The sequence below is a fragment of the Cyanobacterium sp. IPPAS B-1200 genome (assembly GCF_001747005.2).
Taxonomy (GTDB): Bacteria; Cyanobacteriota; Cyanobacteriia; order Cyanobacteriales; family Cyanobacteriaceae; genus Cyanobacterium.
In genome coordinates this window covers 2,340,836-2,358,460 of sequence record NZ_CP182899.1, presented here as the reverse complement: position 1 = coordinate 2,358,460, position 17,625 = coordinate 2,340,836, and the positions used below count along the sequence as shown (strand labels likewise).

Below are 17,625 nucleotides of genomic sequence, written 5' to 3'. Positions count from 1 at the left end.
AGCCCCTTGCCCAACTCCTAGCCCCTTACCCAGCACGTGTACAAACACAATATGAACATTTAACGTTTTTACCATCTCAAACTAATTATATTTTTGCGTAACATCAGTTATTTGATTTAGTAATAAGTTTTTTCGATGAAAAAGAAAATAGAACTAAATATAGCTGTCATAATCAACAAAATTACCACCCATCCATACAAAAAACCAAGTAACCCCAAACCTCTCAACAAATAAACAATCATCGATAAAGGGACAGTGGTAATCGTTAGAATTCTTAATACTTTGGTAACAGTCTGAGTATTTATACGCATTTTTCCCATCTAAAAATCAAATCGTAGCAAATGTTAACATTCCGTTTGAGAAAACCAATCATAATTCCCACATATTAACCCAGTAAACACTCAAAAAGCCTATTAATCAAAAGGTTACAAGGTCAATCTTAATTAATTATAAACAAAACCAAACCGTTATGATGATACTAAATTTTAAAAAAGCCAAAAACCTTTATCCATATACCTTTTCAACATAATAAGTTCTTTTACATATTTTTGATTATATTTTTTTGCTTTTGGTAGTAATTATAATATTTTATAAATAAAAAACTTAATTAAATCATTTACTTAAGATTAAAGAGATTTTTAACAACATTAAACGTCTTTATTAAGCTCAAAAAAACTTTTAATCTCTTTTAAAGGCAATTACGATACAAACTATCCTGTTAAAAATAAAAAATTAGTCAATAATGCAAACAGAGCAAAATTCTGGAGTTTGACAAAATGACATTGACATTAGCAGTTTACGGAAAAGGCGGTATCGGTAAATCCACCACCAGCTGTAATATTTCCACAGCCCTCGCCAAAAGAGGGAAAAAAGTACTACAAATAGGCTGCGATCCGAAACACGATAGCACCTTTACCCTTACTGGCTTTTTAATTCCCACTATTATTGACACCCTCCAAGAAAAAGATTTTCATTACGAAGATATTTGGCCTGAAGATGTAATTTATAAAGGTTATGCAGGAGTAGATTGCGTCGAAGCAGGAGGCCCTCCTGCAGGGGCTGGTTGTGGTGGTTATGTAGTGGGTGAAACTGTTAAACTGCTCAAAGAATTGAACGCTTTTGATGAGTATGATGTAATTTTGTTTGATGTATTGGGAGACGTTGTTTGCGGTGGTTTTGCAGCGCCCCTTAACTATGCTGATTATTGCCTCATTGTCACCGACAATGGTTTTGATGCTCTTTTTGCAGCCAATCGTATCGCCGCCTCCGTCAGAGAAAAAGCGCGTACCCACAATTTACGCTTAGCTGGTTTAATTGGAAATCGTACATCCAAGCGCGATTTAATTGATAAGTACATTTCCCATGTAGCCATGCCTGTATTAGAAGTATTACCCCTCATTGAAGATATACGGGTATCAAGGGTTAAGGGTAAAACCTTGTTTGAAATGACCGAAAAAGACCCTAGTTTAAGTTATGTATGCGATTATTATCTCAATATTGCCGATCAAATTTTGGCAATGCCTGAAGGAGTCATACCCAGTGAAGCTCAAGACAGGGATTTATTTACTTTACTTTCTGATTATTATCTCAATCCCCCTGCCGATGCACCTAAGCAAGAAGTTGATGAGCTTGATTTGATGATGGTTTAGGTTAATTGATAATTGAGAATGGATAATTAAATTCTCTTCTTTGATGAAATATTAAGAGATATAAGAATATAAGTATTCAGAATTGGGGAATTGAAGGGATGAAAATGCGAAAACCATTGCCTATTCCCTATTCCCCACCCAAACCAAAAATTATAGTTAAATTCACTAACCCCAAAATCTATACATAGGAGTAAATAAAAATGACATTAGCCCAAGCACCCGTTACCCCAGAATTAAACTTTGAATGTGAAACTGGTAATTATCACACCTTCTGCCCCATTAGTTGTGTAGCGTGGTTATATCAAAAAATTGAGGATAGTTTTTTCCTCGTCATCGGTACAAAAACCTGTGGTTATTTCTTGCAAAATGCCATGGGAGTGATGATTTTTGCTGAACCTCGCTATGCTATGGCAGAGTTAGAAGAAGGGGATATTTCAGCGCAGCTTAATGATTATAACGAGTTGAGAAGACTTTGTGAACAAATTAAGCGCGATCGCAACCCATCCGTTATAGTGTGGATTGGTACTTGTACCACAGAAATCATCAAAATGGACTTAGAAGGTATCGCCCCCAAACTAGAAGCCGAAATCGGCATCCCCATCGTGGTTGCCCGTGCCAATGGCTTAGACTATGCCTTCACCCAAGGAGAAGACACCGTTTTAGCATCTATGGCGAATCGTTGCCCCAAAGAAGCAGAAGTTAACACAGAAGAAAAAGAAGAACGCAACGGCATCCAAAAACTATTAAACTTTGGTAAGAAAAAAGAAGACACCGCCACCGAAAGCGAATATAAACAACATCATCCTTTAGTATTATTTGGCTCATTACCAGATCCCGTTGTCACCAATTTAACCTTAGAATTGAAAAAACAAGGGGTCAAAATTGATGGATGGCTACCTGCCAAACGCTATACCGAATTACCCGTTATCGAGGAGGGTTATTATGTGGCAGGGGTTAATCCCTTCCTCAGTCGCACCGCCACCACCCTGATGCGTCGCCGTAAATGTAAACTCATTGGCGCCCCTTTCCCCATTGGGCCCGATGGCACTAGGGCATGGATTGAGAAAATTTGTTCTGTGCTTGGGGTTGAGACTCAGGGCTTGGACGAGAGAGAAGCCCAAATCTGGGAAAATTTACAAGATTATGTGGATTTAGTAAAAGGTAAATCAGTCTTTTTTATGGGTGATAATCTGTTAGAAGTATCCCTTGCCCGTTTCCTCACCCGATGCGGAATGAAAGTCCATGAAATTGGTATCCCCTACATGGATAAACGTTACCAAAAAGCCGAACTAGATTTCCTCGCTCAAACCTGTCGGGAGATGGGGGTTGATGTACCTACCATCGTAGAAAAACCTGATAACTATAATCAGTTACAACGAATTAATGAATTACAACCTGATTTAGTAATCACAGGTATGGCACACGCTAATCCTTTGGAAGCGAGAGGAATTAGTACAAAATGGTCAGTAGAATTCACTTTTGCTCAAATCCATGGTTTTACTAACGCCCGTGATATTTTAGAGTTGGTAACTCGTCCTTTACGTCGTAATAATAATCTGAAGGACTTAGGCTGGGATAAACTTGTTAAAAGTTAACCTGTAGGGTGGGCATTGCCCACCATTCGATTTTATCTTCTAAATCTCAATTCCTGTAACTTCGCCATTTAGCATTTTTAGTAGGTTAGTATTTGTTTTTTTGTTATCTTGAAATCAGATTATAGAAATGATTCTTCCGTCTTCGAAAGATTTTTAGGGAAACATATCTGAAACCAAGCCCCTTTAGTTGTGGGGTGATTTTGAGCGGAAATAGAACCGCCGTGGGCATTAATAATCTGTTTCACAATGCTCAAACCTAGTCCACTGCCCTCTCTCGATGTTCTTGCCCTAGATTTATCGCCACGGTAAAGTCTTTCAAAAATATGAGGTAAATCTTTAGGGTTAAAACCATTACCATTATCTATGACATCAATAGTTATTATTGGCTGATCTAGGTTTGATTCTGTGACATTAACAGTAATCTTGCCATTGGTACTCGTATGTTTAATGCTATTGTCAAATAAGTTTACAAAAACCTGAGTTAAGCAGTTTAAATCAGCGCCAATAATTAAATTTTCTAGTCCTTTATATTCTAAAGAAATTTGTTCTTTTTCTGCTAAAATTGCTAAAGATTGCCAAGAAGAAATAATTAATTGCTGTAAATCTAATTTTTGCCATTGTAAATTATCATAAGGATTTCCATCTAATTGAGCAATTTTCAACCAATTTTCTACAAGGTTAATGAGGCGGTTAATTTCTTGATAAATTTGCTCTGCCCAAATTTTATTATTGTTTTCATTATGCTTAATTAGTGTTTCGGCTAACAAAGACATAGATGTAAGGGGAGTTCTTAATTCATGACTCAAATCAGTGTAAGCCTGTTCTCTTTTTTGGGATAATTCCTTAATTATTTGTCTATTTTCAATAATTATAATTACTTGATCATCTTCTACAGGGAGGGCGATCGCCTTTAAAAAAATAGGTTCATAACTTTCAATATTATTATTAATATTTGCATCATCTAAAATGTAATTAGAAGTAGGGAAAAAACTCCATTTAATACTTAATTTATGACCTGTTTTCCTCGCCTGTTGAATTAATTGATCTAGTTCATAAGATCGAACTAATTCTAAAAAAAGTCTTGACTTTTCTGGATTCCATCGTTGAATAAAAAGTAATTTTTTAGCTTGTTTATTACATTCAATCAAATGATTGTCTGCATCTATTCTAAGATAGCCAAATGGAGCTTTATCAAGAATTTGTTTAAATAAATCTCGTTCATTGAGTAATAACGTATAATCTTCATTCAATAAATTAACAGTTCTTCTCACTTGACTAACTTTTGATAAAGACGGAATTTGTTCAAAGTGAGATAAGGAGTGGAGAACATTATTTAACTGCTTATCAACTTGACGTTGTTTCCAGAAAAAAAAACTTAATCCGATAACTAAACCAAACAGAAACTGGATCATGTAAATGATTAAGAATAAAGAAATAAATATATAGTAATCCTAAATCATTTATTGACAAAAATATGATGAGAGAAGTATCGAAGGTGGGAAATCCTTACGGTACTTGTATTAACTGAATTAAATCAAAAATTACCACAAAACTAACCTCTTCATCTAAGATATTTACGACTAATGAATATCTTATTTAAGGTCAAAATTGCCAACTTTCCCAACTCCTCGATAAAAAAAATTTATAATCCTTCAATGGCAGGATGATAAAAGAAAGCAAGAGAAACCACCGCATAGGTAGCCAAAAGTAAAGCCCCTTCTAACCAATTAGAATTACCATCAGAGCTAATAGAATTAGCAATTAATACTGATACCATAACCGCAACTAATTCAAAGGGATTAAAATTTAAATCCATAGGTTGCCCCATAAACCATCCAGCAATGACCAATACAGGAGCAACAAATAAAGCAATCTGTAAACTAGAACCGAGGGCAACGGATACAGATAAATCCATTTTATCCTTCATGGCAACCGTTACTGCCGTGGCGTGTTCTGCTGCATTACCAATAATAGGCAAAAAGATCACCCCTGTAAACAGAGTGGGTAATCCTAAATCTGCCGTAGCAACTTCCAAAGATTCTACCAACAACTCTGACTCGATCGCCACGCCCACTGTTACAATTAATAAAACTCCTATCCATAACCATAGATTAGGTTGATAGGCTTCTTCTCCTTCCTCCTCATTTTCAGCTATGCCCACATCATAAAGATAGGAATGGGTTTTCATAGAAAAAAGTAATGTGAGCAAATAAACGAGAATTAATACTATTGCCACTGCTACCGATAATTTTTGTAAGGTAATAGATTCTATTCCCGTAGAAGTATATTGCACCGCTGTAGGTAGTAAAATTGCAATGACAGCTAAATTCATCACCGAAGCATTTAAACGCGCAGTGGTGGGTTGAAAATTTTGTTCCTTGAAGCGTAGTCCGCCCAACAGCATAGAAAAACCCATTACCAATAGTAAGTTACCAATAATAGAACCTGTTAAAGTTGCTTTAACCACCGCTACCAATCCACTTTTGAGGGCAATAAAAGCCAAAATTAATTCCGTCGCATTACCAAAGGTAGCATTTAGTAATCCCCCTAAATTAGGGCCTACAACTACCGCAATTTCTTCGGTGGCTTCCCCCATAAAAGCCGCTAAGGGAATAATCGCTAAGGCTGCGGTGATAAAAATGAAGGTTTCTCCCCAATGGAGGAAATGACCAGCAATGGACATGGGTATAAAAATTAGGAGAGTACCGAATATCATATTTTTTTTATTCATGGCTTTATTCACTGTACTTTAGACTAATTTGAACTGTAAGAAGCTATGATCCTTATACAGCAAGAATTTTGACTATTCTTATCCGTTTAATGTAAAAAATATAAAACATACGTCATATAAGGGTTTCAGCGTTTAAAATTAGATTTAGTCTAAACTCAAGTTATTCAATTTACGTCTATGAAATGATAGTTTGTTTTTAGGAGAAAAGATCAAAAAGTTATTGTTCCTTTCATGTTTCCGTGATCCATGGCGAATGTACGGTAAAATATAGGTTTCAATAAAAAAGATCTTTGAAATTGCTATATTAATTATTAATGCCAACTTTAACTACTAAAGAAGCACAGCCAAATCAGTGATGAGAAGTGGTGGCAACTAAATTTAACGTAAACTATAAGAAAAAGTTAGGTAAACTAAAAATAAAATGTAATTGCAACAGTCAGATTAAATAAGATGAATCCTATTTTAGAGAAGATGTTATGGGGAATAGTGGGAGAAAAAATAGGTTCTTATCGTCTCGATAAATTCATTGGTGTCGGTGGCTTTGGGGGAGTTTTTCAAGCTAGTGAAATAGTGCGCAATACCCCCGTTAAAGAAGTTGCTATCAAAATTATTCCCGAAAGTAGTGATGAGCAATTACAAGAATTACTAACAGCCAGAGCATTAGAACATCCATACTTAATTCGTTCTTATAGTGTCGGTGAATGTGAATTTTTCAATACTGAAATGCTGTATTTAGCTATGGAATTGGCGAATGGTAGTTTAGATGAGAAAATTGCCATAGGCAAATTGACAACGAATACCGTCAAAGACATTACGATACAAGTAGCCAGTGGTTTAACATTTCTCCATGAAAATAGTCGAGTGCATCGTGACTTAAAACCAGCCAATATTCTCTCAGTGAATCAACAATGGAAGTTGTCGGATTTTGGGCTAATTCGTCAGTTAAATAATAACAGTTATACTCAAACTATCAACACCTCAGGTACTATAATTTACATGCCTCCCGAAGCCTTCGATGGTGAAATTTCTTCTGCTTGGGATATGTGGTCATTGGGTATTATGTTAGTGGAAATGCTCACGGGTCAATTACCCTATAATTTTGATAATAACAATCGGCTTTGTTGTATGAATAAAAAAATAGATAGCTATATCGTTAATGAAAAAGAATGTAACTTATTCTTCATTAACGATATAGCTATCTGGTTTTGAAGTTTGTATCATAATATTAAGTAACAAACATTTGACGAACAATTCTACCGCTTGATTATCAAAATCTCTGCTACTTAGTTTACCTGTAAATATGGTTTTTAATCGAAACATGGTAGTCTCACATATGGAGCGTCTGTGATAACCACTTTCTTGCTTCCATTCTTGTCTACCGATTTCTTGGATTCTATCTATATTTTCATTTCTTTGGCATTCATCCTCCCACTTTCGAGCATTTTTCTGAGGTGGAATAATGGCAAGTGCACCTTTGGCTTCAATGGTTTGGTAACACTTTCTTTTGTCATAAGCCCCATCGGCAGATACTTGTTCAATATCACCATCAATGATTTCTAATAAACTTTCGAGTATATCGCCATCATGACAATCATTGGTACTTACTTCGGCTACTAAAATTTCTCCTGTTTCCTCGTCTATGGCTAAGTGTAGTTTTTGCCATGTTCTTCTTTTGCTAATGCCATGTTGTCTGGTTTTCCATTCTCCCTCTCCATAGACTTTTACTCCTGTGGAATCTACTACCACATGACGACCTTTTGATGTTTTGTTGACTGGTAATACTACCTCTAGTTTTCTGGCTCGACGAGAAACGGTACTATGGTCTGGTACTGGTAAATCTATATTCATCAGGGAAAATAAGGATTCTATAAATCCCTGTGTTTGTCTTCCTGGTAGATTAAACAGTGATTTAACCATCAAAAAAGTTAATATGGCTTGGGATGAGAAATAATTACTAGCACCTTTTTTTCCTGATTTTTCTCTGAGTATCCAGTTTGATATTGCTGCTTCACTAATCCAGAATGTTAAACTTCCCCTATTTTTTTAACCTTGGTTATACTCTGACCAATTTTTCAGACGATATTTTTGTTTCATAGTATTATCGGGATTTAAGACATTCTTTATATACAACCAACCTTTTTTCCTACTCATTCATGCAACAAAGCCTTGATAAACTATAAATGTTGCATTGGTAAGAAGTTAGACAAATGAGTAAAAAGTCAATATAAAAGCAATAAAACTTAATAAATAGCTGGAAACCTTATTAAGGCTAGTATTTAATAGTCTTTACTTTCTCTGACTTTTAATGACTAAAAAAATTAATCGAGATCATGCCAAGAAGCAACATCATCCTTTGATGGAAAATGATGCTATTGTCTCACATTTATCTGAACTTTTAACCCCCTCTATTTTTGCTCAAGAAGGTTTATTTCGTAATTTGGCAATGAGAAATCGCATTCTTAATTTATCGTTAATGACGGCAGCAATCTTGACTCTGTTATGGCGAAATGTTCCCAGTGTCAATGAGTTAACGAGGATTTTGAATCGGGAAGGTTTTTTGTGGGTAAATGCCACACTTGAGTTTAGACTAAATCTAATTTTAAACGCTGAAACCCTTATATGACCTATGTTTTATATTTTTTATATTAAACGGATAAGAATAGTAAAAATCCTGCTGTACAAGGATCATAGCTTCTTATAGTTTAAATTAGTCTAAAGTACAGGCCACAAAAGTCAGTCAAAAAGCACTTTCAGAGAGATTTTTAACTTTTCCATCCATTTTATTTGAACAAGTATTCAAAGAATTATTACCAAAATTAAAGGAAAGATGGGTCATGAGAACAAATCGTCCACTTCCTGATAGTGTCTGTTTTTCTCTGAGAAAATTTAATCATATTTGGATTATTGATGGCTCAACATTAGAAGCATTGTTTAGAAAATTAGAGAGTTTAAAAGATATTCCTACAGGAAAATTAGCGGGGAAAATGGCAGTAGTGATGGATTTAGCAACGAGACTACCTGTAGAAATTTGGGTAGAAGAAAATCCAAGTATTTCTGATGTTAAATTTGAGGAAAATATCATTAATTTAGTTAAAAGTAAAACTCTTTTATTGTTGGATAGAGGATTTTATCATTTTCTATTTTGGCAAGAATTAATAGAGAGAAAGATTGATTTTATAACCAGAATGAAGAAAGGAGCATCGATAAAAATATTGAAAAGATTTACAAATAGTCACGATTTAAGAGATAGTCTAATAAATATAGGTTGTGGCAAAAACGGAACGGCAATTGTTAGATTACGCTTGATTGAAATTAGGTCAAAAAATAAATGGCATTCTTACTTAACATCAGTAACAAATCCTGATATATTACCGCCCCATGTGGTAGCGAATTTATATGGTAAACGTTGGCGAATAGAGGAAGCATTTAATACAGTAAAAAGATTATTAGGATTGAGTTATTTATGGACAGGTTCCCTGAATGGAATTAAGTTACAAATATGGGGAACTTGGCTATTTTACGGAGTATTAATAGACTTAGGAGATGGGGTAGCAGAAGAGTTATCATTACCATTTGATTCAATATCATTAGAGATGATATATAGAGGATTATATCATTTTATAGTTGCCTATAACAAAGGAGAGGCAAAAGACCTAATTAAATATTTTTCAGTACCAGAAAATAGAGATTTAGGAATTGTCAAAAGACAAAGAAAACCGAGGCAAAAATTAATTATTGCACCATTTCCAGATGAGATAAAAAATCGAACAAACTTTTTCTTTGAAAACCCCTTGACACCTTGCTTTTAACCTTAACTTCTAACCAATGTAAATGTTGGGATTCTTTTCTTTAAATTCAGGAGACTATAAAAACTCTTGTCTCAATTCTTGATAATTTAGTAAATTTTGACATTTATAGGCGATCGCTTCTTCGCTTTCTGCTTCTCTGTTCAAAAAAAGTCTGTAGCCCCATCGGACTGAATCTCTTGATAATTTATTATTTTCAGACATATTCTATTGTTGTTAAATTCCAACTGCGACTACATTTTACCCCTCTTTTGTCAGTCTCCGATAATCTTTGAAATTGCTAAACTCTAAAAGTCTTTCTCTATATGCGATCGCCCGATTATTTGTTACTTTAAAATAAAAGATGACTCAAAATTAAGAAAAGTAAATTGTAGTATATGTAATCTTTTGCTTATAAGGAGTTATGAAATTAATTAATAGTAAGAAAAAATGGAAAGTGACAAAAGAGGGATATAATTAAAAGAATAGGAGAATTTATTATTGATACATCTAGGGAGAATATTCCCTTATTAACTCCAGTATTAAAAGAGTTACAAAAAAACAACTCTTCTTCTCCCCGAAAACAACCTTATCCCAATCATGAAAGATGTATTCATCTTTTTGGAATAGTATCAGCAAAACAACGCCAATTAATTAGGCAAGAGTGTTTGCTAGCCAAAGTGACTGTTACTTTTGGAAATTAAAATTTGGCTCAAAATTGTAATAATTTCATTACTCTCTCACTAACATAGTACGATATACAGGTTCTCCTTTATTGAGGGTGGCAATTTCCCTTTCTGTCATCACACCAATGGGGTTTTCTGTAAGCCAGATTTCTGATTGTAGTGGATTAAAACTAGGATGGGCTAAGAAGCGATCGCACATTTCCTCGGCTACTTCTTTTATATCAGATTGCAAGAAAATTTGACTACCAGATTTTAAAAACTTTGCTAAAGTAGCCACCGTTTCAGGTTGAATAACCCTTCTTTTGTGGTGTTTTTTCTTGAACCAAGGATCTGGAAATTGTACCATTACCAACTCAATTTTATCAGCGGGTAAAGAGTTTAAAATATCTTCCAAAGAAGTATTAATATTGCCAAAAAGATAATGTAAATTAGTTAAATTTTCTTCATCACGTAATTGATTCGCTTCTATTACCAAAGGCTCTCGAATTTCAAAGCCTAAAAAATTTATATCAGGATTTTGGGGAGCCATTTCCAACAAAAAACGCCCCCTAGCACAACCAATGTCAAGATGAAGGGGAAGAGATAGATTAGAATATATTTGACTCCAATCGGGCAAAGAAAGAGATTGTTGATACTTACTACTTAATGGGTTAACGTGTTGACGAACTCTTACTCTAGCCACCGTGATATAATCCTCCTATGATTTCTCATGCCATGAATATTCGTTTTGCCGTTGCCTCTGATTTACATATAGCCCTACCAGAAACCATCGAAAACAAACCGAATCGTTTTCATTTGACCCAATTTAGCATACCAGCCTTTGACACTGTCTTAGCACATTTAAACAATCTTGATCTCGATTTTTTGCTTTTACCAGGGGATTTAACCCAAGATGGTGAACCTGAAAATCACCGCTGGTTACAGGAAAAACTCGCTTCTTTGCCTTATCCTGTTTATGTAATTCCTGGTAATCATGACATTCCCAGCTTAAAGGGTAATGAGAAACAAATTCCCTGTGATAAATTTCCCTACTTTTATCAAGATTGTGGTTATCAAAATTATACCGAAACCCTTGATTATACTTGTGAAATTGCCCCAAATCTTCAGTTAGTCGCCCTCAATTCCAACCATTTTGATGAAAATGGACAACAACAGGGGTTGTTAAAACCTTCTCAATTGAAGTGGTTAGAAGAAACCCTTGAGAAGTTAGGGAATAAATTAGTCCTATTGATGGTACATCATAACGTCATCGAACATTTACCCCAACAATGGAGACATCCCCTTGGGCGTAGATATATGTTAGATAATCCCTTGGAGTTGTTAGAAATTTTAGATAGGTATAGTGTCAAGTTGATTTTTACAGGACATCTACACATCCAAGATATTAGTCAATATAAGGGCATTTACGAAGTCACTACGGGGTCTTTAATTACCTATCCGAGTCCGTACCGCATCATCGAATTAAACCGCCATCATGGGGGAATAAATACCGTTAAAATCAATAGTCATCAAGTAACCGATTTACCAGAAAAAGAAAAATATGACCAATTTTGTCGGGAGTGGATGGGCGATCGCTCTTTCCCCTTTATAATGAAACTATTAACCTCCCCCCCCCTTAACCTCGAAGAAAAACAAGCCAGTGAATATGCCCCCCCCATGAGATATTTTTGGGCAGACATCGCCAAAGGAGATAGTGAGTTAAACTATCCTCAATTACCCCCAGAAATCAATCAACACTTTCAACGCTTTGGGGTAGATATGATAGACGGCAAACCCCAGTTTATTGATAACAATACCACCATTCAAATTGAGAATTGAAAATTAGATCAAAGTCTCCTGTTCTTCTTTTTTAAGGGGGAGATGTCTTTAGGCAGAGAGGTTATGGCTATTAAGTGAGTTAAATAAAGTCAAAAAGAATCCGCCCCTACGCTGTAAGAGCGGGTTATGGTGTGAGGAGTGAGCGAAAATTGCTTTTCACCCAACTTCATTGTAACTTATCCTTAAAGATAGTTGTACAGATTGATAAGGTAAAAGCTAGAAGAATTGTAAAATTATAGAAATAATTAAGGGTTAAGGACTAATTATTTGTTATGGTAAAATCTGATAGTAATCAAAAAGCACATTGTTTAAGTAAGGAATAAAATAAGATGTCAGAAGTGACAGAAGTAAAAGAAGCAGATTTTAAAGCAGAAGTTTTAGATAGTGAACTACCTGTTTTAGTAGATTTTTGGGCTCCATGGTGTGGCCCATGTCGTATGGTTGCCCCCGTGGTAGAAGAAATTGCTCAACAATACGAAGGTAAAGTTAAAGTAGTTAAATTAAATACTGATGAAAATCCACAAATTGCCAGTCAATATGGTATTCGTAGTATTCCTACTTTAATGGTTTTTAAAGGTGGTCAAAAACAAGATATGTTAGTTGGTGCTGTACCTAAAACCAGTTTGGCAAAGACTCTCGAGCAACATATCTAACTTGTTATGTTCACCTAATGCTCGTCCCACTGTATTATAATAGTGGGATATTTTTTTTGTTTTCAAGAGGTTTATATTTTGTCTAATAAGTCAGATTTAGATTTATTTTATCGTTCTCGACACATTGAAAAGTTACTCAAAGAATTACCTCCCTATGACCATAATAAATGGCTAAAAAAATCTTTAAAATCTTTAGCTAAACTGGTAAAAAGAGAAAAAATTGATCGTTTGGAATGGAAAATTTTAAGTGCTACTTTAAAGGATTTGGAAAAAGGTTTTCGTCTTTTTTCTAACTATAGAGATACCAGAAAAATTACTATTTTTGGTTCTGCTAGAACTTCCCCCAATACCCCTGAATATGATCTTGCCTCAGATTTTGCCAAGAAAGTCTCTGAAGAAGGTTTCATGGTGCTTACGGGGGCTGGTGGTGGCATTATGGAAGCAGGTAATAAAGGTGCTGGAACGGATAATTCTTTTGGTTTAAATGTTAAGTTACCCTTTGAACAAAGTGCCAATGATTATATAGAAAATGACCATAAATTAATTAATTTTAAATACTTTTTTACTCGTAAGTTATTCTTTTTAAAAGAAACAGATGCGATCGCACTTTTCCCTGGGGGGTTTGGTACTCAAGATGAAGCATTTGAAACCCTAACCCTTTGTCAGACGGGTAGACAACCCCCCATTCCCCTAATTTTGATCGATAAACCAGGAGGAAACTATTGGCAAAATTGGCAAAAATATATCCTCGAAAATCTGCTACTAGAAGGATATATTAACCCCGAAGACAAAGAAATATATACCATTACCGATAACGTTGAAACCGCCTACGAAGTTATCAGTCAATTTTATCGAATTTATCACTCTAGTTTGTATCGCAAAGACTTTTTTGTGATGAGGTTAAATACTGAATTAAAAGATGAGCAAATCGAAATTTTAAATGATAAATTTAGCGATATTTTAACCCAAGGAAACATTACAAAAATAGAATCTACTGATTCCCAAAGTAGTGGCACCGTTGACGACTTACCAAGCATTGGCTTTTATTTCAATGAAAGAAAATTTAGTCGCATTTATCAAATGATTAACGTGATTAATAGTTTTGAATTAGATACCGTTGCCTGTCATCAACCATATATTAGATAATTGATAACGGAGAATGGATAATTGATAATTAAATTTATTTTTAGCTAAAATACATCATTCCATGTTGCTTAATAAGACAAAATATAATGGAATTACAATAAGAATTTAATAATTAAACTGTCATCACCTATTCTCCATTCCTAGCTTTCGCAACTTCACTTTTTCATCAACCTCTATTTATTAACCCCATCAAAAATTAACGGTGAAATCTAAACAGAAACACATTCAACAAACCAAACTCTCCAACGGTATTACCCTAGTAGTAATTGAAAATCCTACCACCGAAATCATTGCAGGGAGAATATTTTGCCGTAACGCAGGAAGCCGTTGGGAATCTCCTCAAACCGCAGGTATTTTCCATCTCCTAGCCAGTGTCATGGCAAAAGGTACCAGAAATTTATCATCCCTGGAAATTGCCGAAAAAGTAGAAACCATAGGTGCAGCCCTTGGCACAGATACTTCTAGCGATTATTTTTTAACCAGCATCAAAACTGTTACCGATGATTTTGAGCCAATTTTAGAGATTGCAGCGGAGATGTTACGTTATCCTTCTTTCCCAGAGCAAGAGTTAGAACTAGAAAAGAGTATCACCCTACAGAATATTCTCTCTCAAAAAGAACAACCTTTTAACCTAGCTTTTAGTCAATTAAGAGAGATGATGTATGCACAACATCCCTATGGTTTTTCTATCCTTGGCACAGAAGAGAGTGTGAGTAGTTTAACGGTGGAAGATTTGAAGCGGTGCCATCAAAAACACTTTCGTCCCGATAACGTTGTTATTAGTCTAGCTGGAAAAATTGATCTTGAACAGGCTACTTTGATGGTAAACAAGATATTTGGTGATTGGGAAAATCCTGATGATGCCATGGAGTCTTTAATATCTACTCAAATAGAAGCTAAATCTGCTTATAAAAAAATTGACCAACAAACCCAACAGTCCATTATCATGATGGGTTATATTACCCCTAGTATGGATAGCAAAGATTACCCTGTTTTAAAGTTGATTAGCACCTATTTGGGCAATGGTTTGTCTAGTCGTCTATTTGTGGAGTTGAGGGAAAAAAGAGGATTGGCTTATGATGTTTCGGCTTTTTATCCTACTCGTTTAGACAAATCGCAGTTTGTTGTCTATATGGGTACAGCACCTGCTAATGCAGAAATTGGGGCGGAAGGTTTACAAGCGGAGATAAGACGTTTAAGGGAAGTAACCCTAAGCGCTGAGGAGTTACAAACTGCAAAGAATAAGTTATTGGGTCAATATGCCCTTGGGAAACAGACTAATTCGGAGTTTGCCCAAATTTTTGGTTGGTATGAAACCCTTGGGGTGGGTATTGACTATGATCGCACTTTCCAAGACAATATCAATGACATTACAGTGGCACAAATTCGGGACGTCGCCAATAAGTATTTACGGGATGAATTTCTTTGTACTTCTATGGTAGGACCAAATTAATTGATCATGGGAAGAGAGAAAATGTATGTAAAATGTTGACACAGCTTTTCTTCCAAACAATAGTGTTGTTCAGTTAATAAATTATTGCTGTCATAATCATATTTTTAATAATGTGGTAACGAGATTTAGATCTTTACTCTTCAAAATAATGATAAAATACCCAAAAAAAACCAGTATAAGGTTAAGGTTACACAAAAATGAACTACAAAGACTTTAGCAAAAGACGAAGCTCTTTGATACTTGCCCTACTTACATTGCTCATCCCTTTTGTGGCCATTAATCTTTCCATAGAAAGACCTGTACAAATAGCGCCAGGACAGTTCAACTTTATCAGAGGGTTTTTCCCATCAAATCCACTCCTTACCCTATCTAGTATCATCGGTTCGTTGTTTGTCACTCGAACCGCTTTTCCAAAAACTACCCAAAAGATTGTCAATACCTTATCTTCCCCTAGGGCTTTGAAGATTTCGCTGATTATCAGCTTTGTTTTTACCACATTAGCTGGAACAGGTTTTTTTCATGCTTTGGCGGCGGCTACTGTTCGTGATGAAAATGAAGCTGGTTCATGGTTCGAGGCCATCAACACAGTGTTACAGGGGGCAGGATTGATTATTCAGAGCTTTCTTACCTATAGTTTATATATTCTCACTCAGGAACAGACAAGACAATCGATAAATCAAAGTGCGGCGGCAGCGGCGGCAAATACTCAAAGTTTTAGTGTTAAGTTAATTGAAACGATTATTACGGCTGATGGAGTAATGGATCCCCGTAAAGGTAAAATAAATGCTATTCGAGGGCTTCTTTTTTCCACCATAAATGGGATTCGCATGGGAAGTAGTAATGATTTACATACGGTGTTTGTACAACTATTGGAAAATAATCTTACATCTCCCATTTTGTTGATTTCCCAGTCTAATTCCATCAACACTGATCAAAAAGGTAATCCTGTTTGTTGTCGTTGTGCAGATCCTCTTAGTTCAAGTATTGTTCAGGTTGTGGATTTGGGAGATAAGAAAATTGTTCAGAAGTTGGAAGGTTCTATTCTGGATGGACTGATGCTTGATGGATTCGATTTTTGGGGAGCTATTATAAATAAGTTTTCTATGCGTAATACAAGCTTAGTAGAAGTCTTTTTGATACGTAGTACTTTTATTGATGTGGACTTTAGAGGAGCAAACCTTTCGGGGGCTATTATCACCCCGAGCAAACGAGACAGGTTTTTGGCTGAGGAGTTTGGACTTCAACAATTGCCCGATGAAGAAATTATGCCCCAATTTGTGGGAAAGTGTCAGTTTGAAGGGGCGACGATGGATTTAGGTTTGTATGAGTTACTCAAAAATAGTCTTGGAGAAAATGCTAGTAAGGCTCTTGAAGGGGTTGTGATCAACGAGAGACTGTTAGCTGATAAATGAACACAAATATGATTTTGTTTTCGTTTTTATTGATACGCTCACAACCACATTCTGGACATTTCATCTTTTTTATCTTACAAGTATCCTTATAAATGTTCGATCGCCCTTATTATGTACAATGATGTAGAAATGCTATCAGGCATAACCTGTCATTTCGTGACCACAGATTATTCAGATTAAGTTTTGCTTCGGCGTTATTGAACAGGTTAGAATCGGAATAATATAGCCAACTGATGGGAGAAAAAGCAATGGAAGAATTACTAGAACTCAAGACGTTGTTAACCCAAGGAAATATCTCTGATGCTTTGTTGTTGGTGGAGGAAATGACAGAGATGAGTAAGGATGACAAGATTAACAAAATTTATAGCTATGGAGTTATTCTTCTACTGCATTTAATTAAACAACAAGCAGAAAAGCGGACAACTCGCTCGTGGAATATTTCGATTCGTAATGCGGTTCGTCAGATAAATCGCACCAATAAACGACGCAAGGCAAATGGCTATTATTTGACTAGCTCTGAATTAAAAAATACTCTCTTAGAGGCTTATGATTCTGCATTAGATGGGGCTTCTCTCGAGGCATTTGAAGGGCGTTATTCTAGTGCGAAATTAGCTAAGATGATTGATTATGATCAGCTTATAGCCGATGCTTTAGATTTAATTACACAAGATTTAAACTAAGGATTTTTGCTTAAAAA

General features: G+C 35.4%; 14 protein-coding genes and 2 pseudogenes. 11 read left to right on the top strand and 5 right to left on the bottom strand.

All coding sequences use genetic code 11. From position 1 onward, the window contains the following. The first annotated feature begins 776 nt into the window (after window positions 1-776). Window positions 777-1,649, top strand: coding sequence for a ferredoxin:protochlorophyllide reductase (ATP-dependent) iron-sulfur ATP-binding protein (gene bchL / locus A5482_RS10885; RefSeq protein WP_069791342.1), 873 nt, complete (start codon window positions 777-779; stop codon window positions 1,647-1,649). Window positions 1,650-1,849: 200 nt separating this feature from the next. Then, window positions 1,850-3,244, top strand: a complete 1,395-nt coding sequence (locus A5482_RS10880) for a ferredoxin:protochlorophyllide reductase (ATP-dependent) subunit N (protein WP_069791343.1) — start codon at window positions 1,850-1,852, stop codon at window positions 3,242-3,244. A gap of 119 nt (window positions 3,245-3,363) precedes the next feature. Here A5482_RS10880 and A5482_RS10875 read toward each other — a convergent pair whose 3' ends face one another. Together A5482_RS10875 and cax are read right to left on the bottom strand one after the other, a co-directional pair. Continuing rightward, window positions 3,364-4,656 (bottom strand): PAS domain-containing sensor histidine kinase, encoded by a 1,293-nt coding sequence (locus A5482_RS10875; RefSeq protein ID WP_069791344.1) that lies wholly within the window; start codon window positions 4,654-4,656, stop codon window positions 3,364-3,366. 230 nt (window positions 4,657-4,886) lie between these two features. After that, window positions 4,887-5,975: a calcium/proton exchanger gene (cax, locus tag A5482_RS10870; RefSeq protein WP_069791345.1), complete on the bottom strand. Its 1,089-nt coding sequence runs from the start codon at window positions 5,973-5,975 to the stop codon at window positions 4,887-4,889. 450 nt (window positions 5,976-6,425) lie between these two features. On the opposite strand from cax, the gene A5482_RS10865 reads away from it, so the two are divergent. After that, complete coding sequence (locus A5482_RS10865) at window positions 6,426-7,184, top strand: serine/threonine-protein kinase (RefSeq protein WP_069791346.1); 759 nt, start codon at window positions 6,426-6,428, stop codon at window positions 7,182-7,184. On the opposite strand, the pseudogene A5482_RS10860 reads toward A5482_RS10865, so the two are convergent. Then, a pseudogene (locus A5482_RS10860) lies at window positions 7,149-8,069 on the bottom strand (IS5 family transposase). The gene A5482_RS10865 and the pseudogene A5482_RS10860 overlap by 36 nt on opposite strands. 211 nt (window positions 8,070-8,280) lie before the next feature. Between A5482_RS10860 and A5482_RS10855 the strand changes: the two are divergent. Further along, window positions 8,281-8,598 (top strand): hypothetical protein, encoded by a 318-nt coding sequence (locus tag A5482_RS10855; RefSeq protein ID WP_069789652.1) that lies wholly within the window; start codon window positions 8,281-8,283, stop codon window positions 8,596-8,598. Window positions 8,599-8,704: 106 nt separating this feature from the next. Further along, window positions 8,705-9,784 (top strand): annotated as a pseudogene (locus A5482_RS10850) (IS4 family transposase); the annotation flags it as partial. Window positions 9,785-9,838: 54 nt separating this feature from the next. Here A5482_RS10850 and A5482_RS10845 read toward each other — a convergent pair. Continuing rightward, complete coding sequence (locus A5482_RS10845; RefSeq protein WP_161486820.1) at window positions 9,839-9,985, bottom strand: hypothetical protein; 147 nt, start codon at window positions 9,983-9,985, stop codon at window positions 9,839-9,841. Window positions 9,986-10,492: 507 nt separating this feature from the next. Next, window positions 10,493-11,128 (bottom strand): tRNA (guanosine(46)-N7)-methyltransferase TrmB, encoded by a 636-nt coding sequence (gene trmB / locus A5482_RS10840; protein ID WP_069789653.1) that lies wholly within the window; start codon window positions 11,126-11,128, stop codon window positions 10,493-10,495. A gap of 32 nt (window positions 11,129-11,160) precedes the next feature. Between trmB and A5482_RS10835 the strand changes: the two genes are divergently transcribed. The 6 genes from A5482_RS10835 (at window position 11,161) to A5482_RS10810 (ending at window position 17,608) form a co-directional block, all read left to right on the top strand. Continuing rightward, window positions 11,161-12,264, top strand: a complete 1,104-nt coding sequence (locus A5482_RS10835) for a metallophosphoesterase family protein (protein WP_446684842.1) — start codon at window positions 11,161-11,163, stop codon at window positions 12,262-12,264. A 329-nt stretch (window positions 12,265-12,593) separates the two neighbouring features. After that, window positions 12,594-12,917 (top strand): thioredoxin, encoded by a 324-nt coding sequence (gene trxA / locus A5482_RS10830; protein WP_015222351.1) that lies wholly within the window; start codon window positions 12,594-12,596, stop codon window positions 12,915-12,917. A 78-nt stretch (window positions 12,918-12,995) separates the two neighbouring features. After that, the gene (locus A5482_RS10825; RefSeq protein WP_069789699.1) at window positions 12,996-14,063 is read left to right on the top strand and encodes an LOG family protein; all 1,068 of its coding nucleotides are present in this window, start codon (window positions 12,996-12,998) and stop codon (window positions 14,061-14,063) included. A gap of 202 nt (window positions 14,064-14,265) precedes the next feature. Then, entirely contained in the window at window positions 14,266-15,516 is a 1,251-nt protein-coding gene (locus tag A5482_RS10820; protein ID WP_069789654.1) for a M16 family metallopeptidase, read from the top strand. Window positions 15,517-15,713: 197 nt separating this feature from the next. Then, window positions 15,714-16,928 carry a pentapeptide repeat-containing protein gene (locus A5482_RS10815; RefSeq protein ID WP_069789655.1) on the top strand — a complete coding sequence of 405 codons (1,215 nt, stop codon included), beginning with the start codon at window positions 15,714-15,716 and terminating at the stop codon, window positions 16,926-16,928. Window positions 16,929-17,176: 248 nt separating this feature from the next. After that, entirely contained in the window at window positions 17,177-17,608 is a 432-nt protein-coding gene (locus tag A5482_RS10810; protein ID WP_069789700.1) for a DUF29 family protein, read from the top strand. Window positions 17,609-17,625 lie beyond the last annotated feature (17 nt).

Coding starts and splice junctions, on each gene's coding strand:
- A5482_RS10845 (WP_161486820.1), bottom strand. CDS start 9,985: ATGTCTGAAAATAATAAATTATCAAGAGATTCAGTCCGATGGGGCTAC.
- A5482_RS10815 (WP_069789655.1), top strand. CDS start 15,714: ATGAACTACAAAGACTTTAGCAAAAGACGAAGCTCTTTGATACTTGCC.
- A5482_RS10875 (WP_069791344.1), bottom strand. CDS start 4,656: ATGATCCAGTTTCTGTTTGGTTTAGTTATCGGATTAAGTTTTTTTTTC.
- trxA (WP_015222351.1), top strand. CDS start 12,594: ATGTCAGAAGTGACAGAAGTAAAAGAAGCAGATTTTAAAGCAGAAGTT.
- A5482_RS10810 (WP_069789700.1), top strand. CDS start 17,177: ATGGAAGAATTACTAGAACTCAAGACGTTGTTAACCCAAGGAAATATC.
- A5482_RS10865 (WP_069791346.1), top strand. CDS start 6,426: ATGAATCCTATTTTAGAGAAGATGTTATGGGGAATAGTGGGAGAAAAA.
- A5482_RS10855 (WP_069789652.1), top strand. CDS start 8,281: ATGACTAAAAAAATTAATCGAGATCATGCCAAGAAGCAACATCATCCT.
- A5482_RS10880 (WP_069791343.1), top strand. CDS start 1,850: ATGACATTAGCCCAAGCACCCGTTACCCCAGAATTAAACTTTGAATGT.
- A5482_RS10835 (WP_446684842.1), top strand. CDS start 11,161: ATGAATATTCGTTTTGCCGTTGCCTCTGATTTACATATAGCCCTACCA.
- bchL (WP_069791342.1), top strand. CDS start 777: ATGACATTGACATTAGCAGTTTACGGAAAAGGCGGTATCGGTAAATCC.
- cax (WP_069791345.1), bottom strand. CDS start 5,975: ATGAATAAAAAAAATATGATATTCGGTACTCTCCTAATTTTTATACCC.